The organism is Bradyrhizobium ontarionense (assembly GCF_021088345.1).
GTDB classification, from domain to species: domain Bacteria; phylum Pseudomonadota; class Alphaproteobacteria; order Rhizobiales; family Xanthobacteraceae; genus Bradyrhizobium; species Bradyrhizobium ontarionense.
In genome coordinates this window covers 8,057,959-8,084,417 of the sequence record NZ_CP088156.1, presented here as the reverse complement: position 1 = coordinate 8,084,417, position 26,459 = coordinate 8,057,959, and the positions used below count along the sequence as shown (strand labels likewise).

Here is a 26,459-nt window from a genome sequence, read left to right as displayed (position 1 = left end):
CTGTCAGGCGGACGCGCAGAAGCGGCGCCAGAACAGGCGATAGCCCTCCTCGACCTTGCGCGCATAGGTCTCGACATTGCCGGCGGCGGAGCTTGCGACCATCGCCGGCAGCTCCGCCCGCAGCTTCGCCAGCTCGGCTGGCTGCGCGGCCTGCTCCATGGCGATGGCGATGTAGCCGTCATCGTCCTCGGTTACCCAGTCGTGCAGGCCGACCGCCTTGACGATGCCTCCGGCCGCGCGCGAGGCCGCGCTGAGACCGAGCTTGGCGACGACGGGCACCCCCGCCTGCAGCGATTCCCAGGTGCTGACGCCGCCATTCTGCGGGAACGGGTCGAGCGACATGTCGATGTCTGCGAACTGCGCGATGTGTTGATCGCGCGTCGACAGGCCGAGGCAGGTGATGCGCTCCTGCGCGATGCCATGCGCCACGAAACGGGCGACGAGACCGTCGCGCAGGAAGGGATCATCGAGCGCGCCATTCTTGATCACGATCCGGGAGTCCGGCAGCGCGCTCATCAGCCGGGACCACAGCGTCAGCGCAGGCTCCGAGATCTTGTCGATCCGGTTGAACACGCCGAAGGTCACATGGCCGTTGCGCAGCATCGGCAGCGGCGTCGGCTGCCATCCCTGCAGCGGATCGGTGGTGATCACCGCCGGCAGGTCGTAGACCCGCTCGGCAAACAGGTGCCGCGCAGGCTCGGGCACCGTCACCGGATCGGCAAAGAAATAATCGATGGTCGGCAGGCCGGTGCCGGTGCCGCTGCCCCAGGCCGTGACCTGGACCGGCGCGGGCTTGCGCGCAAACACCGGCAGACGGTTGCCGGCGGAATGGCCGGAGAGATCGACCAGGATGTCGACCTGGTCGGTTTCGATGCGGTCGGTCAGCTCCTCGTCGGACATCTGCCAGGCATCGACCCAGACGTCGGCTGTAGCGCGGCATTGCTCCGTCATCACGTCTCGCAGCGGCGAGCAGGAATAGCAGACGACCTTGAACGCCTCGTGATCGTGATGGCGCAGCACCGGCAGGAACACCAGGGCGGCCGAATGGGTCCTGAAATCGGACGAGACATAGCCGATGGTGAGCCGACGCTCCGGATCGCGGTCGCGCAAGGGCTGTGGCCGGCGCGCGATCTGGGCGCCAATCCTGGTCCACCATTCCCGCCTGACGGCCTGATGCTGGGCGAAGTCGGCGTCAGGCATGAAGTCGAGCAGGAAGATCTTTGCGGTGATCGCATCGCCGAAATCGGGCTTGAGCTCGAGCGCGTGCTCGACGTGCTGCAAGGCCGTGGCGAGATCGCCCTGCTTCGAGAAGCATTCAGCGAGCCAGGTCCAGGCGACTTCAGACGCAGGGTTCTGCTCGAGCACCTTGCGGCAGGCGTCGATCGCCGGCGCGATGTTGTTCTTGATCACGCTCAACTGGGCGAACCCCAGCAGCGCCACGTCCTGCCGCGGATCGAGCGCCAGCGCCGCATCGTAGTCGGCCTTGGCCTGGTCGAACTGCCCGGCCTGCTGCTGCAGCCGGCCGCGCTGCGCCAGCACCTGCACGGCTCTGGGCCTGATCGCGAGCGCGGCATCGAACGCCGCCAGCGCATCGTTGAAATGACGCAGGTTGATGCTCGCCAGCCCCTTGCCGAACATCGCCTCCATGTGACGCGGGTTGAGCGACAGCGCCCGATCGAAGCTCTGATTGGCCTCGGCATTGCGATTGAGCGGCAGCAGCGCCATGCCGCGGTTGCAATAGGCGTCGGCGTAATCAGGCTTCAGCGCAATCGCCCGATCGTGGGCCGCAATCGCCTCGTCCGGCCGGCCCAGGCGCATCAGCGTGTTGCCGAGACCGGTGAGCGCGACCACCAGATTGGGTTTCAGCGCGATCGCCCGTTCCTGGCATTTGCGCGCCTCCTCGTAGCGTTTGCGGTTGAACAGCGCGAGGCCGAGATTGGACAGCGCCTCGGCATTGCGCGGCTCGATCTCGACGGCCTGGATCAAGGCCTGCTCGGCCAGATCGAGCTGGCCACCATCAAGTGCCGACACGCCGAGCAGATGCAGGGTATCGAAATGGTCGGGCAGCAGCGCCAGGATCTGACCGCAGATCGCCTGCGCCTCGGCCGGCCGGCCGGCGCGATAGGCCGCGACGGCGCGCGGCAGCAGCTCATCGGCCTGCTTGCGATGCTTCTTCTGAAGCCTCGCATTCTGGAAGGCGCGAGACCCGACATTGCTTGCCAAAGATGGCCTCCCCAGGTGACGTGCAAAACCTACAGCATGGACCGACTTGAACTCCGGCACCGCTTCATGCCGTACCAGACGGCACTCAGCCGGCGCCGGCACAATGCCGACGCCAGAACAGGCGATAGCCTTCTTCGACCTTGCGCGTGTAGATCTCGACATTGCCGGCCGCGGAGTTGGCAACCATTGCCGGCAGTTCGGCCCGCAGCTTCGCCAGCTCGGCCGGCTCCGCTCCGTGCTTCAACGCGATCGCGACGTAGCCGTCATCGTCCTCGGCCACCCAGTCGCCGAGCCCTGTCGCCGTGACGATGGCCCCGGCGGCGCGCGACGCCGCGCTCCGTCCGAGCTTGGCGATGACGGGAACGCCGGCCTGCAGCGATTCCCAGGTGCTGACGCCGCCATTCTGCGGGAACGGGTCGAGCGAGATATCGACCAGAGCAAACTGCGCGATCTGCTGCTCGCGTGTCGACCAGCCGAGACAAATGATGCGCTCCTGCGTCACGCCTTGCGCGGCGAAGCGGGCCAGCAGGCGGTCACGCAGCAGGGGATCGTCGAGCGAGCCGCTCTTGAGCACGATGCGCGAGTCCGGCAGCTCTCGCATGATGCGCGTCCAGACCATCAGCGCCGGATCGGAGATCTTGTCGAGCCGATTGAACACGCCGAAGGTCACGTGGCCGTTGCGCAGCATCGGCAGCGGCGTCGGCTGCACGCCCGGCAAGGCTTCCGTGGTGATCACCGCGGGCAAATCATGGACCTGCTCGGCGAACAAATGCCGCGTGGCCTCGGGCACCGTGACCGGATCGGCAAAGAAGTAGTCGATGGTCGGCAAGCCGGTGCCGGTGCCGCTGCCCCACGCCGTCACCTGAACCGGCGCGGGCTTGCGGGCAAACAGCGGCAGACGGTTGCCGGCGGAGTGGCCGGAGAGATCGACCAGGATATCGACGCCGTCGGCCTCGATGCGATCGGCCAGTTCGTCGTCGGACATCTGCGAGGCATCCACCCAGAGGTCGGCGCAGGCACGGAATTGCGCCGTGACGGCGTCCTGGACAGGCGAGCAGGCATAGCAGGCGACGCGGAAATCCTGCCGGTCGTGATGCTTCAGCACCGGCAGAAAGGTCAGCGCGGCCGAGTGATTCCTGAAATCCGAGGAGACGTAGCCGATGGTGAGGCGCCGCTCCGGATCGAGATCGCGCGGCGGCAACGGTCTGCGGGCGACGTGGCTGCCGATCCGCTGCCACCATTCGCGCCTGACGGCCTGATGCAGTTCGAAGTCGGCATCGGGCATGAATTCGAGCGTGAAGATCTTTGCGGTCATCGCCTCCGCGAAGTCGGGCCTGATCTCCAAGGCCCGGTCGAAATGCGCGACGGCAGCACTGACCTCGCCCTGCTTGCCGTAGCAGACGCCGAGCCACAGCCAGGCATCCTCGGAGCGCGGGTTCTGCTCCAGCACCTTGCGGCAGGCATCCACCGATTGCGCCACGTCCTTGAAATGGCCGAGCTGGGCCTTGCCGAGCAGCGCCATCTCCAGCATCGGATCACCGGCCAGCGCGGCATCGAAATCCGCCCTCGCCTGGTCGAAGCGCCCGGCGATCTGATGCAGCCGCCCGCGCTGCGCCAGCACCTGCGCTGCGCCGGGCTTGATCGCGAGCGCGGCATCGAAGGCCGCGAGCGCCTCGTTGAAGTGACGCAGGTTGATGCTGGCCAGCCCCTTGCCGAACATCGCCTCCATGTGGCGCGGGTTGAGCGACAGCGCGCGATCGAAACTCTGGTTGGCGTCCTCATTTCGGTTGAGCGGCAGCAGCGCCATGCCGCGATTGCAATAGGCATCGGCGTAATCAGGCTTCAGCGCGATCGCTCGGTCGTGAGCGACGATCGCCTCGGCCGGCTGGCCCAGGCGCATCAGCGTATTGCCAAGGCCGGTCTGCGCGACCACGAGCGCAGGCTTCAGCGCGATCGCGCGCTCCTGAGCCTTGCGGGCCTCGTCGTAGCGCTTCCGGTTGAACAGCGCGAGGCCGAGATTGGACAGCGCCTCGGCATGACGCGGCTCGATTTCCACCGCCTTCGTCAGGGCCTGCTCGGCGAGATCGAGCTGGCCGCTGTCGAGCGCCGACACGCCGAGCAGATGCAGGGCATCGAAATGGTCGGGCAACAGCGCCAGGATCTGTCCGCAGATCGCCTGGGCTTCGGCCCGGCGACCACCGCGATAGGCGGCGACGGCCGCGGGCATCAGCGCATCGGCCTGCTTGCGATGCTTCTTCTGAAGCCTCGCATTCTGAAACGCGCGGGAACCGACATCGCTTGCCACAGATGGCCTCCACCGGGGGTGACGCGTAGATCGACAGAGTGGACTTGTTGCAGCCTCGCTCGATGCAGCCGCAGGCGGCACTCAGCCGGCTTCCGCGCAATAGCGGCGCCAGAACTGCCGGTAGCCTTCCTCGACCTTGCGCGTGTAGGTCTCGACATTGCCCGCCGCAGAATTCGCAACCCGCGCCGGCAGCTCCGCCCTGACACGCGCCAGCTCGGCGGGCTGCGCGGCATGTCTCAGGGCGATCGCGATGTAGCCGTCATCGTCCTCGGCAACCCAATCGTCGAGCCCGATCGCCTTGACGATCGCGCCACCGGCCCGCGACGCCGAGCTGTTGCCCAGCTTGGCGACGACCGGAACACCCGCTTGCAGCGACTCCCAGGTGCTCACGCCGCCATTCTGCGGGAACGGATCGAGCGAGATGTCGATGTCGGCGAAGGCTGCGATGTGCTCCTGCCGCATCGATGCGCCCATACAAGTGAGCCGGCTCTCGCCGATGCCGTGAGCGACGAAGCGCGAGATCAGCCCGTCACGCAGGAATGTGTCGTCCAGCGCGCCGTTCTTGATCACGACGCGGGCATCGGGAAGCGCCCGGAGCAGTGCCGACCAGACGGCAAGCACGTGATCGGAAATCTTGTCGATGCGGTTGAAGACGCCGAAGGTGACGTAGCCGTTGCGCAGCATCGGCAGCGGCGTCGGCTGCGCGCCCGGCAGCGGATCGGTCGTGATCAGCGCCGGCAGGTCGTAGACCTGCTCGGCGAACAGCGGCCGAACGGCCGGCAGCACCGTGACCGGATCGGAAAAGAAGTAGTCCATCGTCGGCAGACCGGTGCCGGTGGCGTTGCCCCAAGCCGTGACCTGGATCGGAGCGGGCTTGCGCGCGAACACCGTGAGGCGATTGCCGGCCGAATGACCCGAGAGGTCGACGAGAATGTCGACCTGGTCCGACTGGATGCGATCGGCAAGCTCATCATCCGACAACTGCCATGAGTCGACCCAGCCATCGGCGACCGCCTTGCACTGGTCCGTCACCGAGTCCACCAACGGCGAGCAGGAATAGCAGATGACCTCGAAGGCCCCGTGGTCGTGATGGCGCAGCACCGGAAGGAAGGTCAGCGCCGCCGAATGGCTGCGGAAGTCGGACGACACATAGCCGATCGTGATACGCCGACCTGCGTCGCGGTCGACGGACGCGAGTTGCCGCTGCGGAATGTGGGCGCCGATGCGGTCCCACCATTCGCGCCTGACGGCCTGATGCACGGCGACATCCGCCTCGGGATAGAAATCGAGCGCGAAGATCTTCTTCATGATCGCGTCCTCGAAATCCGGTTTGATCTCGAGCGCGCGGTCGAAGTGCTGGATTGCGGTGGCCGTATCGCCCTGCTTGGCGAAACAGGCGCCGAGCCAGACCAGCGCGATCTCCGACGCCGGATTGTGCTCCAGCACCCGTTGGCAGGCGGCCATGGCCGGAGCGATCCGTTCGGTGAGCACGCAGACATGGGCCTTGCCGAGCAGCGCAGCCTCCAGCATCGGATCAGTGGCCAGCGCGGCGTCGAAATCCGCCTCGGCCTCCTTGAACCGTCCCATCTGGATGTAGAGCCGGCCACGCTGCGCGATCACGGCGGCCGTTCCCGGCTTCATGGCGAGCGCCGCGTTGAAGGCTGCGAGAGCCTGGTCGAAATGCCTCAGATTGATGCTGACCAGCCCCTTGCCGAAGGTCGCCTGCATGTGCCGCGGCGCCAACGCCAAGGCGCGCTCGAAGCTCTGTCGCGCTTCTTCGTTCCGCAGCAGAAGCAGCTGCGCCATGCCGCGGTTACAGTAGGCGTCGGCGAAATCGGGCTTGACCGCGATGGCCCGGTCATGCGCCTCGATCGCCTGCTCGAACAGCCGCATGTTCATGAACGTATTGCCGAGACCGGTCAGCGCGGTTGCGAAATTCGGCTTCAAGGCGATGGCGCGCTCCTGGGCGGCGCGGGCTTCCTCGTAGCGCTTCATGCTGGAGAGGACGAGGCCGAGATTGGCCTGAGCCTCGGCATTGCGCGGCTCGACCGCAACGGCACGGGTCAGCGCCTGCTCGGCCAGATCGAGCCGGCCGCTGTCGAGCGCGGAGGCGCCCAGAAGGTGCAGGGCCTCGAAATGATCGGGCACGAGCGCCAGGATCTGTCCGCAGACCGCCTGTGCATCCGCATGCCGGCCGCCGCGGTAGGCCGTGACGGCTTGCGGCAGCAGGCCATCGGCCTGCTTGCGGTTCTTCTTCTGCATGCGCGCGTTCTGGAACGCGCGCGATCCGATCGTGCTTTGCAAGGATGCTCTCCGGCGGAGGACTCCGGGGCTATCTAGCACGCCTCGCGTGATTCGAGGCGATACACCGCCCTACTCGCGGCGGTAATCATCCTCGATCCGGATGATGTCGTCCTCGCCGAGATACGAGCCGGTCTGGACCTCGATGAGCTCCAGGAGAATCTTGCCCGGGTTCTCCAGCCGATGCACCGCGCCCATCGGGATGTAGATCGATTCGTTTTCGTGCACGGTCTTGACGGTCTCGTTCACGGTGACCCGCGCCGCCCCGCGCACCACGATCCAGTGCTCGGACCGGTGATAGTGCTTCTGCAGCGACAGCCGCTGGCCCGGCTTGACGACGATGCGCTTGACCTGGTGCCGTTCGCCATTGTCGACCGACTGATAGCTGCCCCAGGGGCGATGCACCTTGATGTGAGCCTCGGTGACTTCCGGAGCGACCGTCTTCAACCTCGCGACCAGCCGCTTCAGTCCATTGGCATCGCGCTGGCGCGACACCAGGATCGCATCCTGCGCAGCCACCACGACGAGATCATCCACGCCCTCGAGCGCGACCAGCGCCTTGTCGGTGACCACGTTGCAGTTGCGGGAATCCTCGAACACTGCGATACCGCGCGCGGCATTGCCCTGCGCGTCCTTGTCGGACAGCTCCCAGACCGCGTGCCAGGAGCCGACGTCCGACCAGCCGCACGACACCGGCGCAACGGCGGCGCGCTCGGTCTTCTCCATCACGGCGTAGTCGATCGAGATCGGCTTTGCCGCCGCGAAGGAGTCGGAGTCCAGGATGATGAAGCTGAGGTCTCGCCCGGCCCTGGTCACCGCATCGGCCACCGTCTGCACACTGCCGGCATCATACTTGCGGTATTCGTCGAGCAGGACGCCGGCCCGGAACATGAAGTTGCCGCTGTTCCAGAGATAGCCCTCGCGGATGTAGCGCTCGGCAGTCGGCTGATCCGGCTTCTCGACGAATTTCGCGACGGCCCGCACCTCTCCGGATACCGGCGAGCCCGGGCTGATATAGCCGTACTCGGTGGCGGCACGTTCCGGCTTGACGCCGAAGGTGACGATGCGCCCGCTCTCGGCGGCAGTCAGTCCGGCGCGGCAGGCGTCGAGGAAGGCCGCGGTATCACGCACGACATGGTCGGCGGCGAGCGCCAGCACCACCGCGTCCTGATCGCGCGACTGCGCAAAGGCAGCGCCGGCCGCGATCGCAGGTCCGGAGTCGCGTCGCATCGGCTCCAGCAGCACGTCGGCCTCGATGCCGATTTCGGCCAGCTGCTCCAGCACCATGAAGCGATAGGCCATGTTGGTGATGATGATCGGCCGCTCGAACAGATCGGCATCCGACACACGCAGCAGCGTGTCCTGGAAGGTGGAACGGGCGCCGAACAGCGGCAGAAACTGCTTCGGCCGGACCTCGCGCGATGCCGGCCAGAGCCGGGTTCCGGCGCCGCCACACATGATGAGAGGAATGATGCGTCCGGTCATGAAATGAGGCCCTCAAATCCGATGATAGTCGCGATACCAGCGCGCGAACCGCGCGATACCGTCGGCGATCGCGGTTGCCGGCCGAAAGCCGATGTCACGCTCGAGATCGCTCACGTCCGCATAGGTCGCTTCGACGTCCCCGGGCTGCATCGGCAGCATCTCCTTGATGGCCGGCCGCCCGAACTCCTTCTCCAGCAGCGATATCACGTCGGTCAGCTGTTCGGGGTGATTGTTGCCGATATTGTAAATCCGCCAGGGTGCCCGGCTGCTCGACGGGTCCGGCTTATTTCCGTCCCAGTTCGGATTACCTGCCGGCGGGCGGCCGATCAGGCGGACGATGGCCTGCACGATGTCATCGACATAGGTAAAATCGCGCTGCATCTTGCCATGATTGAACAGCTTGACCGGCTGCCCCGCCAAAATGGCCTTGGCGAAGATGAACATCGCCATGTCGGGCCGGCCCCACGGGCCGTAGACGGTAAAGAAGCGCAGGCCGGTGGCCGGCAGCCGGTACAGATGGCTGTAGGAATGCGCCATCAGCTCGTTCGCCTTCTTGCTCGCCGCATAGAGGCTGATCGGATGATCGACATTGTCCCTGACCGAGAACGGCAGCTTGGTGTTGGCGCCGTAGACCGACGAGGACGAGGCGAACAGCAGATGCTCGCAGCCGTGGTGCCGGCAGCCTTCGAGCACGTTGATGAAGCCTTCGAGATTGGCATCGACATAGGCGTGCGGATTTTCCAGCGAGTAGCGCACGCCCGCCTGGGCGGCGAGATGCACCACCGCGGGAAAGCGATGCTGGGCGAACAGCGCCTTGATGCCGGCGCGATCGACCAGATCCAGTTTGTGGAAGGTGAATCCGGGCTGCGTCTTCAGAATGTCGAGACGCGCTTCCTTCAGTCTCGGATCGTAGTAACTGTTGAGGTTGTCGATGCCGACGACCTGGCGTCCCTCGGCAAGCAGCCGCTGCGTCAGATGAAAGCCGATGAAGCCGGCCGCGCCAGTCACGAGGATCGGGTTGTCTGCCATGGTCGCTCCGTCAGGGTCGCCACAGTTCGATGGCGTCCGGTTTGCTCGCGCGGTCGAGCTTCATCTTGACGTCGAGCACGAGGCCGCTCTCCTCGCGCAGCAGGCCCTGCACCAGAGGCCAGCCTCCGGTGAGATACTCATCGTGCGAAACGGCGAGCACGACCGCATCGGCTGGACGCAGCGCTGCCATCGCCGTGAGGCCGATGCCATATTCCTCGTGAACGGCCGCGGCATCGGCCAGGGGATCGGCGACCTGCACCTCGACGCCGAACGACTGCAATTCGCTGATGATGTCGATCACGCGCGAGTTGCGGATGTCCGGCACGTTTTCCTTGAAGGTCATGCCGAGGATGGTGACGACGCCGCTGCGTCCCCTGCGCTTCAGCAGCCCGCGGATGCATTCGCGCGCGATCCGCCGGCCCATTTCGTCATTGATGCGACGTCCCGCCAGGATGACCTCGGGATGATAGCCGGCCTTTTCGGCGCGATAGGTGAGGTAATAGGGATCGACGCCGATGCAGTGCCCGCCGACCAGCCCGGGCGTGAACGGCAGGAAGTTCCATTTGGTTGCCGCCGCCGCCAGCACATCGCCGGTATCGATCTCGAGCGCCTGGAAGATCAGCGAGAGCTCGTTCATGAAGGCGATGTTGAGATCGCGCTGGGTGTTCTCGATCACCTTCGCGGCTTCGGCCACCTTGATCGAGGGCGCGCGATGGATCCCTGCCGTGACCACCGATCCGTAGACGTCGGCGACGATCTGCAGCGTTTCCGAATTTTGCGCCGAGACGACCTTGGTGATGGTCTCGAAACGATGCGTCTTGTCGCCGGGATTGATGCGCTCCGGCGAATAGCCGACGTTGAAGTCGCGGCCCGCCTTCAGCCCCGAGCAGCTTTCCAGCAGCGGGACGCAGTCTTCTTCCACGGCGCCCGGGTACACGGTGGACTCATAGACCACGATGTCGCCGCGCTTCAGCACCGCGCCCACCGTGCGCGTCGCGGCCAGCATGGCGCTCAGGTCAGGTCGGCGCGCGCTGTCGATCGGAGTCGGAACGGTGACGATGAAGAAATCGGCCGTGGACATGTCACCAGGCTCGCTGGTGAAGCGCAGGCCCGGGCGCCTGAGATCGACCGTGTCGACCTCGCAGGTCCGGTCCTTTCCGTCCCTCAGCTCGGCGACCCGTCCTGAATCGATGTCAAATCCCAAGGCAGGACAGCCCGCGCGTGCGAACGCAGCCGCGACCGGCAGGCCGACATAACCAAGGCCTATTACCGCAATCTTCCGGCCATGAGACATAAATTGATATTCCGGTCGTTTCGGAGGCCATTGACGCCACCCCTGCGACTGTTTAGCCACCGGGGCATCAGGACTGCAAGGGGTCGGTCGCCGCGACGGCGTGCGCCCGGTCAGAGGTCCGGTCATCTTGCCAGGACGGGGAGTTGCGCGTCTCGCACTCGGCTTGGACCGTTTCAAATCGAGAGCGAAGCCGACCTGGCATGCGTGCGTTTTTGATTCTTCTCCTCCGGATCGCGGTGTCGCTCGCCCTGCTCTATCTCGCGCTGCGCGGGATCAACTTTGCAGCGATCCGCGAACGGCTCAGCCAGATCAGCATCGGCTGGATCGTGCTGGCGGTTGCCATCACGCTGTTGCAGATCTTCATCGGCGCCCTGCGCTGGCGCGAGATCTCCGCACTCTGCGGCGCCCCGCTGACCGACCTGCAGGCGTTCCGCTACAACATGATCGGCTCCTTCTTCAACCAGACGCTGCCCTCCTCGATCGGTGGAGATGCCGTGCGGCTGTGGCTCATCGGCCGCACCGGCGCCGGCTGGCGCGCGGCCAGCTACTCGATCCTGACCGACCGCGCCGTCGGCTTCATTGCGCTGGCGCTGATCATCGTCGCCAGCCTGCCGTGGAGCTATGGCATGATCGCAGACGAGCACGGGCGGCTCGCGCTGGTGGCGGTCGACGCGGCGGCGCTGGCGGCCGGCGTCGGCTTTCTCACGATGGGCTATCTGCCCGCCGCCTGGATGAAGGCGTGGTGGCCGACGCGCCACGTCTATGCGTGCTCGGTGATCGCGAGCAAGGTGATCTTCGGCAGGACCACCGCCGCCAAGATCGCGGCGCTATCGCTCTCGATCCACGTGCTCGCCGTCGTCATCGCCTGGTGCGCCGTGCGCTCGATCGCGGCCCCTGCCGCCTTCGAGCAGCTGTTCCTGCTGACGCCGCCGATCATGCTGATCACCATGCTGCCGATCTCGATCGCCGGCTGGGGCGTGCGCGAGGCCACCATGATGGTCGCGTTCGGCTATGCCGGGCTGGCGCCGGCCGACGGAACGGTGGTCTCGATCCTGTTCGGCGCGGTCTATTTCATCGTCGGCGGCATGGGCGGCCTGGTCTGGATTCTCAGCGCCGAAAAGAGCGCAGGCAAGATGACCGTTCCCGCGACGGTGGAAGATTGAGCTATCGGGCCGGCGCCCATTCGTTGTGCCACGCCTCGGCCATCAGCACGTTCCACAGCCAGTAGGAATGATTGTGGCGGCGGCTGAGATGCTCGTCGAACATGCGGGTCACCCGTGCCGGATCGAACAGGCCCTGCCGCTGCAGCCGCGCCGGAGACAACAAGTCTGCGGCCCATGATTTCAGCGGCCCGCGCAGCCAGGCATCGAGCGGAATGCTGAAGCCGGTCTTCGGCCGGTCGATCATGTCAGCCGGCACGTGGCGATACAGCACCTGCCGCACCAGCCATTTGCCGCGGCCGTCACGCACCTTCATGCCGGCGGGAACCCTGGTCGAGAATTCGACGACGTCCTTGTCGAGGAAGGGCACGCGTGTTTCGAGCGCCACAGCCATGGCCGCGCGATCGACCTTCTGCAGGATGTCGTCGCTCAGATAGCTCAGGGAATCCGCAAGGGTCATGCGGTCGAGCCGATCGAGCTGCACGGTCAGCCGCCGCATCTCGTCTCCGGCCCAGCTCGGGCGCTCCTCGCCTGCCACCACGGTCCTGGCCGGATCGTGGTCGATCGAGCACAGTGTCCGGTAGAGGCCCTCAAAACCGTCGGCGGCGATGATTCGGCCGAGCTTGGCAACCTGATCGCCGGCGTGCCGGACCCTCAACCGGGCCGGCAGCACAGGCTGCAGCGCCGTGATGATCGTATCAGCCGGCTCCGGCGCGATCGCGCTGAGCACGGCGCCGATCGCCCGCCGCACCGGCATCGGCAGGTGACCGAGACGCGCCTGCAGCGCGCCACCCCAGACATGCCTGTTGTAGCCGCCGAACAGCTCGTCACCGGCGTCACCCGACAGCGCCACCGTGACGTGCTGGCGCGCCAGCTGAGCCACGAGATGGGTCGGGATCTGAGAGGAGTCGGCGAACGGCTCGTCGTAGATGCGCGGCAGCTTCGGGATCACGTCCATGGCGGTCCGCGCGTCGACATAAAGCTCGGTGTGATCCGTGCCGAGATGCTGCGCAACCCTGCGGGCGTCCTCGGCCTCGTTGTAGCCGCCTTCGGCAAAGCCGATGCTGAAGGTGCGGACCGGCCGGCTGGCCTGCGCCTGCATCAAGGCGACGATGGTCGAGGAGTCGATGCCGCCGGACAGGAACGCGCCGAGCGGCACATCCGAAAGGCACTGCCGCTTCACGGCGACCGCGAGCAACTGCTCCAGCCGTTCGATGGCGTCGCTATCATTGCTGATCCGGTCGCCTTGGCCGGCGACGACACGATCGCGCAGCGACCAATAGGGTTGCGGCTCCGGCCAGGTGCCGGGCGCCGCGTCGCCGGAAACACTCACGAATGACGCGGCTGGCAGCTTGCGCACACCGCTCCAGATCGTGGCCGGCGCCGGTACATAGGAGTAGCGCATGAACGCGGTCAGCGCCGCGCGATCGAGCGAAGGCGCCCAGGAGGGATGGGCGGCGAGCGCCTTCAGCTCCGAGCCGAACACAAGGTCGGCGCCGCTCCAGCCATAGAACAGCGGCTTCTCGCCGAAACGGTCGCGCGCCAGGGTCAGCCGCCGCGTCTCGGCGTCCCACAGCGCGAAGGCGAACATGCCGATCAGCCGCTGAAGCGCCGGCTGGACACCCCATTGCCTGACCGCGGCCAGCAACGTTTCGGTGTCGGAATGCCCGCGCCAGTTCGGCGCCGCCCCGCATGCCTCCAGCTCGGCGCGGACATCGAGATGATTGTAGATCTCACCGTTGAAGGTGACGGTATAGCGTCCGCACACGCTGTGCATCGGCTGCGCGCCGGCCTCGGAGAGATCGAGGATCGCCAGACGGCGGTGGCCGAACGCAATGCCGGCAGCCGCCTGGGTCCAGATGCCCGAGGCATCGGGCCCACGATGCGCCAGCGCCGTGGTCATCCGGTCGACGATGCCGCTCAGTCGACCATCATCAGCTCCACCCGGACACAGCAGTCCCGTTATGCCGCACATGATGCCGCCTCCGATGCTCCGTCGCGATCCCGCATGGCTCAGTCGCCCTCAGCCGTGTCGCGCAGCAGATCCTTCTCGTGACGGGCGAGGAAACCGAGACTGGGACGACTTGTGGCGTAGTAATACGGCAATCCCAGCGTACGTCGCCAGCGTGACAACAGCCTGTCGGCATCATGGCCGCCGTCGAATTCAGCCGTCCGGCCATCGGCAACCGCCAAGACTTCCTCCGCCGTGCGCAGGATGTCATCCGCAGAGTTGTTCTCCGGATGAGCACCGCTCCGGCCCAGCACAGCCGCATCGAACACGCGCCAACGCCAGGGCGCCGTCGTCAGTTGCCGCTGCGTCAACATGGTCCCATCCGTCAGCCTGACCGGCTTGAGGGCAAAGCGGACATTCCCGTTCCACAGCTGGGCATCCGTCGTAATCGCATTCACGATCGCACAGGGGATTCCGAAGCTGACGGCGACATTCGTCAACCCCGACGTGGTCCCGATGAACGCGCGGGCATGGCGGATGAGGTGAATGTCCATCAGATCCGATCTGAACTCGCTCAACGCATAGTCGATCGTGCGTTCCATGGCAGGAAGCTTGGGAGAATTCGGTCCACCGAGCTTGATGACCCATCCGCCTCGCGAGGTGATGAGACGAATGGCATCCAGGGATGTCTCGATCGGCGCGTTGCGATGGGTCTGCCCCGTGCCCATGAACTCGAAGTAGTGGGCCGCGTCCCGCGTGTGCAGGCAGACATACCAGTCGTCGGGCTTCAGGCCATGCCTGGACCGGAGCTCATCGAAGCGCTCCGCTGCGACGTTCGAAACGGCTGCGGTCCGATCATAGATTTCACGCAGCGGATGCCCTCTTCCTTCACGCTCCCATTGTTCGATGGCGATCGCACCCGCTTCCTGCCAAGCCACAGTCCGCCCATCCGGCAAACGGAACGCGTTGAAGTTCAGGCCATACCAACGCTGCAAGGAGAGCAATTCCTCGCCCACGCGTTCCGATATGGTCTCACCGATCACCACGATCCGACCAAGCCCTTCAAAGAGCTTGAAGAAGATCGCGTTGGCGATCAGCTCCGGACGGACCACGATCACCGCTTCACCTGACCACCAGCCAAGCTCACGCATGCGGAACAGAATGTCGAGCATGCCGAGATGACCGATCTGGGTGGCCCACTCCTCCGGAATCAGCCGCAGGGCTTCCAAGGACACGTCGAGCCTGTCGAGCAGCCGCTTCAACTCATCAGACAGCGACGGCGGCGATTTGCGGAGGTCCCGTTGCGCATCCAATGCACGCTCAAACAGCCGAATGCCGATCTCACCGCAGCCGACATGCGTCACCCGCTGGCCGGTGAAGTTGCACAAGTCGAACAATCGGCCAGGAGCCCCGCACAGCACATCCAGAGTGTTGGGAAAATAATGCTTGGAGTTCCGCGCCGCTATGTTCTGATGAGGACGGAAGAAACTCGGGCTGCCTCGGCAGGCCCAATACATCGCATCGAGAGCCCCAGCTTCGTCACCCGCGATCATGTCGACCATGGCCTTGTGGAACGCCAGATCGACGACCGTCGCGAGCTCTTCCGGTCTCGCTCCGGCTGCGGCTTCTCGTGCATCGGTAAACTCGCCCAGCTCGAACAACGATCGAACCAGTGCGTATCTGATATCAGTATCGTCCAGCGACAACGTTTCGCGGCGGACAGCACCAACCACTTCTCGGTAAGCGCCAATGCTGGACAAGACGCGCGCTGAGGCTTCATGGAAGCATCGGCTGAGAGCGGTCGAGAAACGAAACCCTGGCTGATCTACGAGGCGAGACGTGACATAGGGAAAATACGCCTGATACAAGCGCTCCCGGAGCGGAACCCTCACGACGTCGGCGATCACGAGAAGAAGGAACACGATGCGTCGGGGCAGCAGATTGAGGATCGCTCCAACCACGACAAAGACCAGATAAACAAACCGCCTGTGGCGCAAGCGCTTCGACCGGTGCTTTTGCAGTTTCATGCGACCAAGTCCCCTGTAACCTTGACTCCACGCGTTCGGATCAAGGCAGAGCTTGGACGACCGACCCTGGACATCGCGCGCGATGCGCACCCACGATCAATTCTCAGGACGAGGACCGGACGCACATCGGGTTCGAAGCGGAAACTCCTTCGACGAGGAGACCCTGCTTCGCAGAGGCCGACCAATGATTGAGCCGACCGGATTGGCGCCAGCTATATCAGAGGAGCGACCGACAAGCCAAGCCGAACATGCAGCTGAACGCCGCCAACCGAAGCGAGACGGGGTATTCAGGACATCGAGACACCGGACATACTCGTCGCCTCCCTTGGACCAGCCTCAGCGCCTCGGAATCCGAATGGCTACGTGAACGTGAAGCCCGGCTGCTCGTAGACCGCTCTGCTTGCTCTCACCGAGGTGCCCTGCCGTTTTGTGTGTCTTCACTCACCGAGTCCGGCGGGGAACGCCTGCTTGAATGCCTCGGTCTTGACGATCTCGCGGGCAAGATAGCTCGTGAACTTCTGCGCACCCGGCTGGTCCAGATGGCCGCCCCCGTCGACGGTCGTGAGGCCGTCGAACGGCGGGGTGATCAGTTCGACATTCAGCGCCTTCGCCAACTCTGCCGCCTGCTGCGTGCACGACTGACTGTGGGGAACCAGCGTGAGCACGACCCGACCACCGATTTCTTCAAGCAGGGTCTTCGCATAGGCTACGACCGCCGGGTTCGTGTGACAATCAGGATCACGGGCGGATAACATCGGCTTGTTGCCCATGGCAACATAGCCGGGGTTCGCGTCCAGTCCCATGTCGCCGTTGAAGACGTTGCGATAGAGTCCGGTCGGCGTGAAATATCCGTTTTGATACGCCGCGACCAGGTCCTCGATGCGCCAGTGCAGATTGCGGCCAATGACGGTAAGGTACCCGCGGAGCCGACTGCGCCCTACAGCAGCGATAGGCTGCTTCTGCGGACCAAGGGTGACATTGAGATCGCTGCTGAAGAAATGAACAAACTGGTCGTCGGCGTTGATGACCCAGAGGCGCGGACGGATTTTCCAGCGCTTGATCACCCGGCGCGAGAACTCGCCGCCACGCAATCCGACAAAGGCCATATTGTAGATCTTCAATCGATCGAGCATCGGCGATCGCTCGAGCGTCTGCCTGTCAACGGCATAATTGACGAAGGACGGACCGAGGAAAACGATGTCAGCATTCTTGGCTGCGTCGACCGCCCCTCCCAAATTGCTGTAGAAGATGTCCTGGTCCTGGATCTGCGGCACATGGCGGCCTCCGAAATCGCGGTACCAGTTGGCGTCTCCCTGACGTGGAATCTGCAACAGGCCGTCCCGCAGCGTCCAACCGTCAAAAGAGAGCTGGGACAGACCGAGCGAAAACACGAAAGCCGCCATGATGCCAACAATGCCGACCACGGCGAGATAGCGCCTGAAGGCAAACGGTTCTGACGTCGTTTCCGGTGCCGTCCCGGTGACTGTCGACATGACGCAAATCTCGCTTGATAGTCTGCTTGGGACTCGGATCGAGGAAAATCCGGGGACGAAATGCGGTCCTGAAACAACGTGCTCAAGGATCCCCGCGCTCTGTTTAGGCGCCTATGCGCGGACCCGTCACGACGTCATCTGTGCATTCCATAGGTAGCCCGCTTCGCCGCCGAAGCCATTCTTGCGGCTGGAAGCCCAGAAAAACCAGCACTCAGTTCACCGCCGGTCCCCTTCACCCGCCTCATGCATTTGCATGCATTGACGAGGTAACCGCTGCAAAGGCCCGCAAAAATCGAAGATTGCATCCCGCCCCGTGCATGTCGCGGACCGCCCATCGACTACCGCAAAGACCCGATTCAGCGAATACGCGAAAGCCTCATCGTTACATCGCCGGTCGAATTGCGGGCAGCCATAGCAGAAGAATTGCTAGCCGAAAAGTGTGCGCCCGCGCCGTCGCCCGATCGGGCGGCTGACTGCGTTCGTTTCCCGGCCGAAAGAAGCATCCCCCGAAATCACCGCATGTGTGGCCTCGCCCAACTTGGCAGCGCCCGCAATCATTGATAAAGCAACGCAACATGCGGCAACATCGCGAAACTTGGTATGCTCTTCACGCAATTTGAGTTTCTGTTCCTGTTCCTGCCGGTGACGTTCGCCGGATATTTCCTGTTGGCCCGCTTTTTCGTGGCACCTTTCGCGCGCTTGAGCTGGCTCGCCGCCGCGTCGCTGGCCTTCTACAGCTATTGGGACATTCATTTCGTCCCGATCATCCTGGTCTCCATCGTCTTCAATTACACGATGGGCCTGCTCATCGCAGGACAGAGCGGAAAGCTTCGCAGCGGCCTCCTTGCGACCGCCGTCACGCTCAATCTCGGAGCGCTCGCGTTCTACAAATATACCAACTTCGGCATTCAGATATTCAATGCGCTCTCCGCATCGAAGTACCCATCGCTCGCCATCGTTCTTCCACTGGGTATTTCGTTCTTCACCTTCACCCAGATCGCCTATCTGGCCGACGTCTATGGCGGCTACGCCGATGAGCGCAGCTTCGTCAAATATGGGCTGTTCGTCACGTATTTCCCGCATCTGGTCGCGGGGCCGATCCTGCATCATCGCGAGATGATTCCGCAATTCGGCGCGGAGGACAGCCGAAGGATTTCCATCGAGAAGGTCGCGGTCGGCCTCACGATCCTGACGATTGGCCTGTTCAAGAAGTCGTTCATCGCCGACGGCTTTGGCCTGGTCGCCAATCCTGTATTCCAGGCAGCCAATTCGAGCCATCTCCATCTGATGGATGCCTGGGGCGGCGCGCTCGCCTACTCGCTGCAGATCTATTTCGACTTTTCCGGATATTCGGACATGGCGATCGGCATTTCGATCATGTTCGGGATCAAGCTGCCCTTCAATTTCGACGCCCCCTATAAGTCCCAGAGCATCATCGAATTCTGGCGTCGATGGCATATCTCCCTGTCGCGATTCCTGCGCGACTATCTCTACATTCCCCTGGGCGGCAACCGCTATGGCGAGCATCGTCGGAATGCGAACCTTTTCGCCACCATGCTGCTCGGCGGCCTCTGGCACGGAGCAGGCTTCACGTTCGTGATCTGGGGCGCCCTGCACGGGCTGTTTCTGATCGTCAATCATCGCTGGAGCAAATTCGTCCAGGCGCGGCCGACGCTCGCCCGCCTGTCGGGTTCCGTCTGGTACGCCGTGGCGGCACTTCTGTTGACGCAATTCGTCGTGGTTCTGGCCTGGGTCTTCTTCCGCGCCGACAATCCGAACGCTGCCGTCAGGCTCATCAAGGGGATGATCGGGCTGTCCAATCCAGAGCGGATCACGATGACGAACCTCGTGGACCCGCGCCTGATGATCGCAATCCTGCTGGGCTACGCCGCCTGTCTTGCGCTCCCCAACGTCAACGCGATGTTCGAAAGCTGGAAGGTCGGCCTGGAAACCTATCACAATCCGCGGCCCTGGAGCATCCTCAACCTCAAGTGGCGACCGTCCCTGGCCTGGGCAATCGGGACGTCCGTCGCGCTGGTTGCAGCGGTGCTCATGAACATCATTGCCGGCGACACCTCGCAGTTCCTCTATTTCCAGTTCTGAGCACGTAGGCGCACCCGGAGCGTGGGCTCATCGTGACGGATCACGGCTCAAACGACCGGCGCATGAACGACCAGCCGCAGCCTCGCGCGGAACTGCCGCCAAGGGATCTCACGCGGCGCTATTGCATGGGCGTTCTGGCAGCCGCTGCCGTTGCAGGCTACCTTCCTCCGATCGGCCTGTTTCACGCCGCCCGCCCATTCGGCGCTTCCGCGACCCTGAAGGACCTTGCGCAATCGCAACGGGACCACCCGGAGCAGATCGTGCTTCCGTTCGATCTGCGCTACAACGCGGCGTTCAAGCTGGCGAGGGTCGAGCAGGAGCACCCCGAAATCATCTGGATCAGCACATCGCGCGCAGGCACGTTTCGGGCTGCTCTTTTTGCTCCCTACCGGTTCTACAATCTCTCGTTCACGGCCTGGACCACCGGCCAGATGGCCGATCTGTTCGAGCGCGCCACGCGGCAGGCGCCCCCCAGGATCGCGATCCTGTCGCTGGATCATTTCCTGTTCGCGGAACGATGGGAAGAATGGTTCGCGCTTCCACGAAAGATGTATCATGATCGCGCTCTCTCCTATGTGAGATCGAGCCTGCTGGATTTTGCCCGGACGGCAACGCGCCACCCTGCCCCTTTTCGGAACTACCTGAACGCGCCGACAGCCTTCATCGGCACTCAATCCATCTTTCATGAGGAGGGCTTCCGCGACGACGGGTCGTACCTCTATTCACCGGGCCACGTTGCCGACGCGCGCTCACGTTACATGAACGCAGAAACGCTCGCTGAGACCCTGCCTCGCGCATCGGGCCTTTCATCGTGGCTGAAGCAACCGATCATGCGTCTTGCCGAGATCGCAGAGGCACGCGGCGTGAAGCTGTTGGGCATCCAGTTGCCATTCATTCGCGCCGGCGTCGATCTATTGGATCGCGAGCAGGCCGGTCCCCTCGGATTCGGCGCCTGGCGCGAGTTCGCAGCCAAGGAGACCAGGAACTGGTTGCGGGAGATAGGAATCCCTTTCTTTGATCTGGCGCGTCTGCCGATGGAAGATGAGACAGCGAGTTTCGTGGACGCATACCACCTCGCCGAATCCGGCGCCGCCAGAGTGATGCTGCATTTGCTGAACGATCCGGATTTTCGAGCAGAGTTTCCGAGGATCGATGCCGCTGAGATCCAGCACTCTCTCGCGGCTCTTCCGAAAAGCTGAGCGCGAGACGACGTTCTTGCAGCCGCCCCTCTTAGCCACTAGCCTGAATGCGCGCAATCGACTTCAGGATGATGCCGATTGCGAGCCAAAATCGTCGAACTTGGCAGTATGCAATACCATCAAAGTGGGTACGAACCGGTGACTCGGTATCTCGCGATAGTCGTGGCGCTATTTGCTGCCGTTTTCGTGCCGCTGCTGGCGGTTTTGGAATGGGCCGGGTGGCGATTGGGCGCGACGGTTCCACTGTCGGTGATTGCGGTGGAGCAGTCGCGTAGCGATCGACTCGTCTGGCTCGGCACATTCAAGGACTATGCGCCCTACAAGCTCGAGCGAATCAGGCAGATCCGCCCTGAGGTCTTGCTGGTGGGAAGCTCACGCTGCGGCCAAGCCCGCGAGCAGATGTTTCGCCCCTATGTGGCCTACAACGCCTGCCTGACGGCTTGGCCTCTCACACACGTCGTGGATTTCATAGATCGCGCGACCACGGCTGCGAAGCCGCGGGTCGTCATCGTGGCGCTGGATTACTTCCTGTTCGGCGATTTCCTCGCCGAGGCCTGGCGGAAGGAACGCACGATGGACTTCACCCAGGGCATCGATTCGCACCGGCGGAAGTTGCACGACGTGACGGACTTCGTGATCCGGACCGGCGGAAATGTCGATACCATTCGGTCCACGCTACTCACTCCGCAAGTCGAGCCCGTGGATAACAACATACTGATTGGTCCGGAGGCGATTCGCGGAAAGTTCGGATTCCGCAAGGACGGTTCTGTCATCGTCGCCCCACCCTATCGAAGCACATCGGCAGAGACGTTGTCCCGAGGCGCTCAATACGTTACATCCTCGTTTCCGGGAGCCCCCCATCTGAGCGAAGGGCAAATTCGCGAGGTCGAGCGCTTGTCCCGACTGTCTCGCGAACGTGGCTTCTCGGTGGTTGCGATCCAGTATCCATTGCTGGAGAGCGCGGCAGCCTTCCTCGATACCGACGAAACCTACTGGCCCTATTCAGGCCTCTGGCGCGAACTCAAGAGCCCGCAGACCGTCGAGAGATTTGCACGGCTCGGCATCCCGTTCTTCGACATGAGTCGCACCGAGATATCGCAGGATTCCGGCAACTTCTTCGATCCAGCGCATCCGTCCGAGCGGGGCATGCTCAAGACCTACCTCGCCCTGCTGACCCGACCCGAATTCAGCAAGCTGTTCCCGCTGATCGACCGGGACGCCCTGGCGGCCGACCTCGATCGGCGAAAAGACGAACAGTTCGACCTCTATCACTGAACCAGTTGCCAACGATTCGCGGGCCTCCTGGCTTTGCTTGAATTGGACAGGATACCTCCTTGAAGACCGTTGTCTCGACGATCCCAGTGGCTAAGTAGCCGGTGAACTTTCGAGCCTCCCTTCTCGTCCAGGCGCCACCGCCGTCGAGGGTCGCAACCGTCCAACGGCGGGGAGCGATGGCTTCGATTGAGGCCTTGGCCAGTCGCTCGAATGGTCGTCTGTCGACACTTCGTTCAGACCGCCGCTGTGCAATTCGACGGGCTGACTCAGCGCGCGCGGGGTCGACGACCGCGCTCCACCAACGACACGTCAACTTGGGTCGGCGAAAGCATATCCGGCATATGCCGGTGCCTTGTGCACAGACCGAGAGCGCCGCCGATGGCGTGAGCATCAGTTGCTTTCCTGTGGAGCAGCATTCCGGCGCGTTCAAACTCCCGAATTGACGCTGATGCTCACAGGAGTGTTTGTGCTGCTGCGCACACCTGATAAAGAGATGCTGAGAAATGACGGGCAGCACCATGTTCATCGTTCCGATCATGATGAATGATCTTGATTTTTGACAATGGAATCAATGTTGAGAGATGGTCGAAGCACGTCCGGAACAAAGTCCCGGAGCAGCTGTGCCAAGTCGGAAATGCACGTGCGTCACAGGTTATGAGTCGGACGAATAGCATGATGGCCGGCTATCTTACTTCAGCACGAATGAGCCGGAGGCGAAATCCTTGGACCAGATGATCGATACCGCCCGCATGGATCTGGCCTGTGAGACGATTCGTGCGTCATGCGAATCCGGGCAAACCATTGCGTTCGTGTCCGGCAATTTCAACGTCGTGCACCCCGGACATTTGCGGCTTCTGAAATTCGCTGCCGAGCAGGCCGAGGTGCTCGTCGTCGGCGTCAACCCGGATTCGACTCCCGGCGTGACCCTGGCGCAGGACATGCGCTTCGAGAACGTGCGCTCGATCTCTTTTGTGCACCATGTCGTGCGTTTGGGAACAAATGCTTCCGACTTCATTGCACGCCTGAAACCGACGGTGGTCGTCAAAGGCAAGGAGTTCGAAGACCGCGCCAACCCTGAGCAGGATGCCGTCGACAGCTATGGCGGACGCCTGATCTTCTCGTCCGGCGAACTGCGATTTGCCTCGCTGTCGCTGTTGGAACGCGACGCGAACGTTGACATGTCGACGGTCCGTAAACCGCTCGAGTTCCCCAAGCGTCACGGCTTCGATATCTCGAACCTGAAGGGTCTCCTCGGAAAGCTGACCGGCATGCGGGTGGCGGTCATTGGCGACCTGATCGTCGACGAATATGTCACCTGCGATGCCGTCGGCATGTCGCAGGAAGATCCGACCATCGTCGTCACCCCGCTGATGACGCGCACCTTCGTCGGCGGCGCCGGCGCAGTCGCGGCGCATGCGCATGGACTGGGCGCCGACGTGAAATTCTTCACGCTGGTCGGCGATGACGAGGCGGCGCGCTTTGCCCGCAACACGCTCGAGCAGCACGGCGTCAATTTCAATGCGTTCACCGACCAGACCAGGCCGACCACGCGCAAGCAGCGTTTCCGCGCCCTCAACAAGACGCTGTTGCGGGTCAATCATCTGCGCCAGCACGCCTCCGATGCCGAATTGCAGCGGCAGATGCTGGCGGCGGTCGAGCGCGCATTGAAGACCAGCGATCTTCTGCTGTTCTCCTGCTTCAACTATGGCTGCCTGCCGCAGGACCTGGTGGACGCGATCGCCGATCTCGCCCGGTCCAAGGGCGTGATGATGGCAGCCGACAGCCAAGTGTCCTCGCAGACCGGCGATGTCTCGCGTTTCAGGGGCATGACGCTGTTGACGCCGACCGAGCGCGAGGCCCGCGTCGCGCTGAACGACTTCATCTCGGGCCTTGCCGTCATCAGCGAGCGGCTGGTGGAGCGGGCGCGGACCAAGAACCTGGTGATCACGCTCGGCGCGGAAGGGGCGCTGATCAACACGCTGGCCGACGGCACGTTTACCTCCGACCGCCTGCCCGCCTTCAATCCGTCTCCAAAGGACGTCTCGGGCGCGGGCGACAGCTTGTTCATGGCGTCGTCGATGGCCCTGCGCGCAGGCGCAGACATCTGGCAGGCGTCCTATCTCGGCTCGCTGGCTGCGGCCCTGCAGGTCTCCCGCGTCGGCAATCTGCCGCTGACCTCCGCGGAACTGGTGCGGGAAATCGACGAAGCCGGCTTCAGCCACGAGTAGGATGTCGTCATGCGTGCCCTTCTGCTCGCGGCGGGAATCGGAAGCCGGCTGCGCCCGCTCACCGACACGACGCCGAAATGCCTGGTCCGTGTGCATGATCGTCCACTGCTGGACTACTGGCTCGACCTCGTTTTCGAGGGCGGCGTCGAGCGGGCGCTGCTCAACACCCACTGGCTGGCCGAACAGGTCCGGGCCCATGTGGCGCAATCGCGGTGGCGCGACCGCATCGACCTCGTTCACGAAGATGAACTGCTCGGAACCGGCGGCACGGTGCTTGCCAACCGCGAATGGTTCGGCGACCAGCCGTTTCTCGTCGCACACGCCGACAATCTGACCGACCTCGATGTCGAAGGCCTGATCGCCGCTCATGCCAACCGGCCCTCCGGCTGCATCATGACCATGCTGGCGTTCCGGACCGACGATCCGAGTTCCTGCGGAATCCTCGAGCTCGACCGCGAGAACAGGGTGGTCGCGTTTCACGAGAAGGTCGAAAATCCGCCCGGGAACCTCGCCAATGGTGCGGTCTATGTGTTCGATCCAGAGGTGATCGAGGACATTGCGGCGCTCGGAAAACCCGTCGTCGACCTTTCCACCGAAATCATCCCGAACTATCTGGGACGAATTTTGTGCGTGGAAACCAGTGGTTATCACCGGGACATCGGCAACCCGGAAAGCTTGCGCCGGGCGCATTTGGAGTTTAAGCACAAACCACGCCATGGCGGGGGCGTTTGACGGGCGGCTTTCGTCGCTGGGCTGGTCGCCTTTTGCTGCCAATTTGTATAAAGGTGCGCTCGACGCGAGAGCGAGCGGAACGACAGGCGAGCCACGGGGATTGCTCAGATGAAAGTATTCGTGACCGGAGCGTGCGGCTACAAGGGCAGCGTGCTCGTGCCGAAGCTCCTGAAGGCCGGCCACAAGGTCGTCGCGTTCGACATCATGTGGTTCGGCAACTTCCTCGAGCCGCATCCGGATCTCACGGTCGTCCAGGGCGACGTCCGCAATCCCGACGCCATCGACCTGACCGGCGTCGACGCCATCATCCATCTCTCCAGCGTTGCCAACGATCCCTGCGGCGATCTCGACCCCAAGCTGACCTGGGAGATCTCCTGCCTCGCCACGATGCAGCTCGCCGATCGCGCCTACCGCCACGGCATCAAGCGCTTCATCTACGCCTCCTCCGGCAGCGTCTACGGCGTCAAGGAAGAGGAGCAGGTCACCGAGGACCTCGAGCTGCTGCCGATCTCCGAGTACAACAAGACCAAGATGTGCGGCGAGCGCATCGTGCTGTCCTACAAGGACGACATGGTGGTGCAGATCGTGCGCCCGGCCACGGTGTGCGGCTATTCTCCGAGGCAGCGACTCGACGTCTCCGTCAACATGCTGACGATGCAGGCTCTGACGAACGGCCGCATCACCGTGTTCGGCGGCGACCAGACGCGCCCGAACATTCACATCGATGACATCACCGACCTCTATCTGTTCCTGCTCGATCATCCTGAGCACACCGGCGTCTACAATGCCGGCTTCGAGAACATCTCGATCCTCGACATCGCCAACCTCGTCACCAAGCACGTGCCGGCCGAGGTCATCGTGACGCCCTCGAACGATCCGCGCAGCTATCGCGTCAATTCCGATCGCCTGCTCGCGACCGGCTTCCGCCCGAAGAAGACGGTGGAGGACGCGATCAAGGAAATCATCGGCATGTACTCGCAAGGCCAGCTCAAGAACGAGGACCGCTGGTACAATCTGAAATGGATGGAGAAGGAGGTCGTGAAATGAACGTCTTGGCCTTCAAGACCCCCGGCAGCCTGTTCGCCGACTACACCAGCCGCTTCAGCACCGTGCTGAAGGATTTCGACTGGAGCCCGGTCGAGAAGCTCGCCTACGAGCTGCGCGATTGCTGGCAGACCGGCCGCCAAGTGTTCTTCTGCGGCAATGGCGGCAGCGGTGGCAACGCCAACCATCTCGCCAACGATTTCCTTTACGCGCTCTCGAAGACGCCCGGCTCCGGCCTGCGGGTGCATTCGCTGTCGTCGAACCCGTCCGTGATCACCTGCCTCGCCAACGACGAAGGCTACGACCAGGTGTTCTCGCTGCAGCTCGCGGTGCTCGCGCGCAAGGGCGACGTGCTGATCGCGTTCTCCGGCTCCGGCAACTCGCCGAACATCGTCAAGGCGCTCGAAGAGGGCAAGAAGATCGGCATGACCAGCTATGCCGTGCTCGGTTTTTCCGGCGGCAAGTCCAAGGCGCTGGCCGATGTGCCGATCCATTTTGCGGTGGACGACATGCAGATCGCCGAGGACGCGCAGATGGTGATCGGCCACATGATCATGCAGTGGCTGTACGCCCAGCGCGGCGACATCATCACGACACGCGAGGTCTGACG

17 protein-coding genes are annotated in these 26,459 nt (G+C 63.6%); 8 read left to right on the top strand and 9 right to left on the bottom strand.

What is annotated here, in order from left to right; genetic code table 11:
* Nucleotides 1-3: 3 nt before the first annotated feature.
* From LQG66_RS35505 to LQG66_RS35480, 6 genes are all read right to left on the bottom strand, one after another.
* The gene (locus LQG66_RS35505) at nucleotides 4-2,223 is read right to left on the bottom strand and encodes a tetratricopeptide repeat protein (protein ID WP_231320786.1); all 2,220 of its coding nucleotides are present in this window, start codon (nucleotides 2,221-2,223) and stop codon (nucleotides 4-6) included.
* Between the two features lie 85 nt (nucleotides 2,224-2,308).
* Nucleotides 2,309-4,528, bottom strand: a complete 2,220-nt coding sequence (locus LQG66_RS35500) for an O-linked N-acetylglucosamine transferase, SPINDLY family protein (protein WP_231320784.1) — start codon at nucleotides 4,526-4,528, stop codon at nucleotides 2,309-2,311.
* An 81-nt stretch (nucleotides 4,529-4,609) separates the two neighbouring features.
* On the bottom strand, nucleotides 4,610-6,832 hold the full coding sequence (locus LQG66_RS35495) for an O-linked N-acetylglucosamine transferase, SPINDLY family protein (RefSeq protein WP_231320776.1): 2,223 nt from the start codon (nucleotides 6,830-6,832) through the stop codon (nucleotides 4,610-4,612).
* 69 nt (nucleotides 6,833-6,901) lie between these two features.
* On the bottom strand, nucleotides 6,902-8,314 hold the full coding sequence (locus LQG66_RS35490) for a mannose-1-phosphate guanylyltransferase/mannose-6-phosphate isomerase (RefSeq protein ID WP_231320774.1): 1,413 nt from the start codon (nucleotides 8,312-8,314) through the stop codon (nucleotides 6,902-6,904).
* A gap of 12 nt (nucleotides 8,315-8,326) precedes the next feature.
* Nucleotides 8,327-9,343: an NAD-dependent epimerase gene (locus tag LQG66_RS35485; protein WP_231320772.1), complete on the bottom strand. Its 1,017-nt coding sequence runs from the start codon at nucleotides 9,341-9,343 to the stop codon at nucleotides 8,327-8,329.
* Nucleotides 9,344-9,353: 10 nt separating this feature from the next.
* Entirely contained in the window at nucleotides 9,354-10,637 is a 1,284-nt protein-coding gene (locus LQG66_RS35480; protein ID WP_231320770.1) for a nucleotide sugar dehydrogenase, read from the bottom strand.
* A 200-nt stretch (nucleotides 10,638-10,837) separates the two neighbouring features.
* Here LQG66_RS35480 and LQG66_RS35475 point away from each other — a divergent pair, with 200 nt between their 5' ends.
* Nucleotides 10,838-11,800, top strand: a complete 963-nt coding sequence (locus LQG66_RS35475; protein WP_231320768.1) for a lysylphosphatidylglycerol synthase transmembrane domain-containing protein — start codon at nucleotides 10,838-10,840, stop codon at nucleotides 11,798-11,800.
* Between the two features lies 1 nt (nucleotide 11,801).
* Here LQG66_RS35475 and asnB read toward each other — a convergent pair whose 3' ends face one another.
* From asnB to LQG66_RS35460, 3 genes are all read right to left on the bottom strand, one after another.
* A complete protein-coding gene (gene asnB / locus LQG66_RS35470; RefSeq protein ID WP_231320766.1) occupies nucleotides 11,802-13,772 on the bottom strand; it encodes an asparagine synthase (glutamine-hydrolyzing) in 1,971 nt (656 codons plus the stop codon).
* Nucleotides 13,773-13,810: 38 nt separating this feature from the next.
* A complete protein-coding gene (locus LQG66_RS35465) occupies nucleotides 13,811-15,775 on the bottom strand; it encodes a TIGR04372 family glycosyltransferase (RefSeq protein ID WP_231320764.1) in 1,965 nt (654 codons plus the stop codon).
* Nucleotides 15,776-16,212: 437 nt separating this feature from the next.
* Nucleotides 16,213-17,268, bottom strand: a complete 1,056-nt coding sequence (locus LQG66_RS35460) for a hypothetical protein (RefSeq protein ID WP_231320761.1) — start codon at nucleotides 17,266-17,268, stop codon at nucleotides 16,213-16,215.
* A 600-nt stretch (nucleotides 17,269-17,868) separates the two neighbouring features.
* Here LQG66_RS35460 and LQG66_RS35455 point away from each other — a divergent pair.
* The 7 genes from LQG66_RS35455 to LQG66_RS35425 all read left to right on the top strand — a co-directional run bounded on the left by LQG66_RS35455 (nucleotide 17,869) and on the right by LQG66_RS35425 (nucleotide 26,457).
* The gene (locus tag LQG66_RS35455) at nucleotides 17,869-19,371 is read left to right on the top strand and encodes an MBOAT family O-acyltransferase (protein ID WP_231320759.1); all 1,503 of its coding nucleotides are present in this window, start codon (nucleotides 17,869-17,871) and stop codon (nucleotides 19,369-19,371) included.
* A 62-nt stretch (nucleotides 19,372-19,433) separates the two neighbouring features.
* Nucleotides 19,434-20,570, top strand: coding sequence for a hydrolase (locus LQG66_RS35450; protein WP_231320757.1), 1,137 nt, complete (start codon nucleotides 19,434-19,436; stop codon nucleotides 20,568-20,570).
* Between the two features lie 78 nt (nucleotides 20,571-20,648).
* Entirely contained in the window at nucleotides 20,649-21,845 is a 1,197-nt protein-coding gene (locus LQG66_RS35445; protein ID WP_231320755.1) for a hypothetical protein, read from the top strand.
* Between the two features lie 722 nt (nucleotides 21,846-22,567).
* A complete protein-coding gene (locus LQG66_RS35440; RefSeq protein WP_231320753.1) occupies nucleotides 22,568-24,073 on the top strand; it encodes a PfkB family carbohydrate kinase in 1,506 nt (501 codons plus the stop codon).
* Nucleotides 24,074-24,082: 9 nt separating this feature from the next.
* Nucleotides 24,083-24,805, top strand: a complete 723-nt coding sequence (locus LQG66_RS35435; RefSeq protein ID WP_231320744.1) for a nucleotidyltransferase family protein — start codon at nucleotides 24,083-24,085, stop codon at nucleotides 24,803-24,805.
* A 108-nt stretch (nucleotides 24,806-24,913) separates the two neighbouring features.
* Nucleotides 24,914-25,852, top strand: a complete 939-nt coding sequence (locus LQG66_RS35430) for an NAD-dependent epimerase/dehydratase family protein (RefSeq protein WP_231320734.1) — start codon at nucleotides 24,914-24,916, stop codon at nucleotides 25,850-25,852.
* Entirely contained in the window at nucleotides 25,849-26,457 is a 609-nt protein-coding gene (locus tag LQG66_RS35425) for an SIS domain-containing protein (protein ID WP_231320732.1), read from the top strand. Before LQG66_RS35430 ends, LQG66_RS35425 begins: the two co-directional genes overlap by 4 nt.
* The last annotated feature ends 2 nt before the right edge of the window (nucleotides 26,458-26,459 follow it).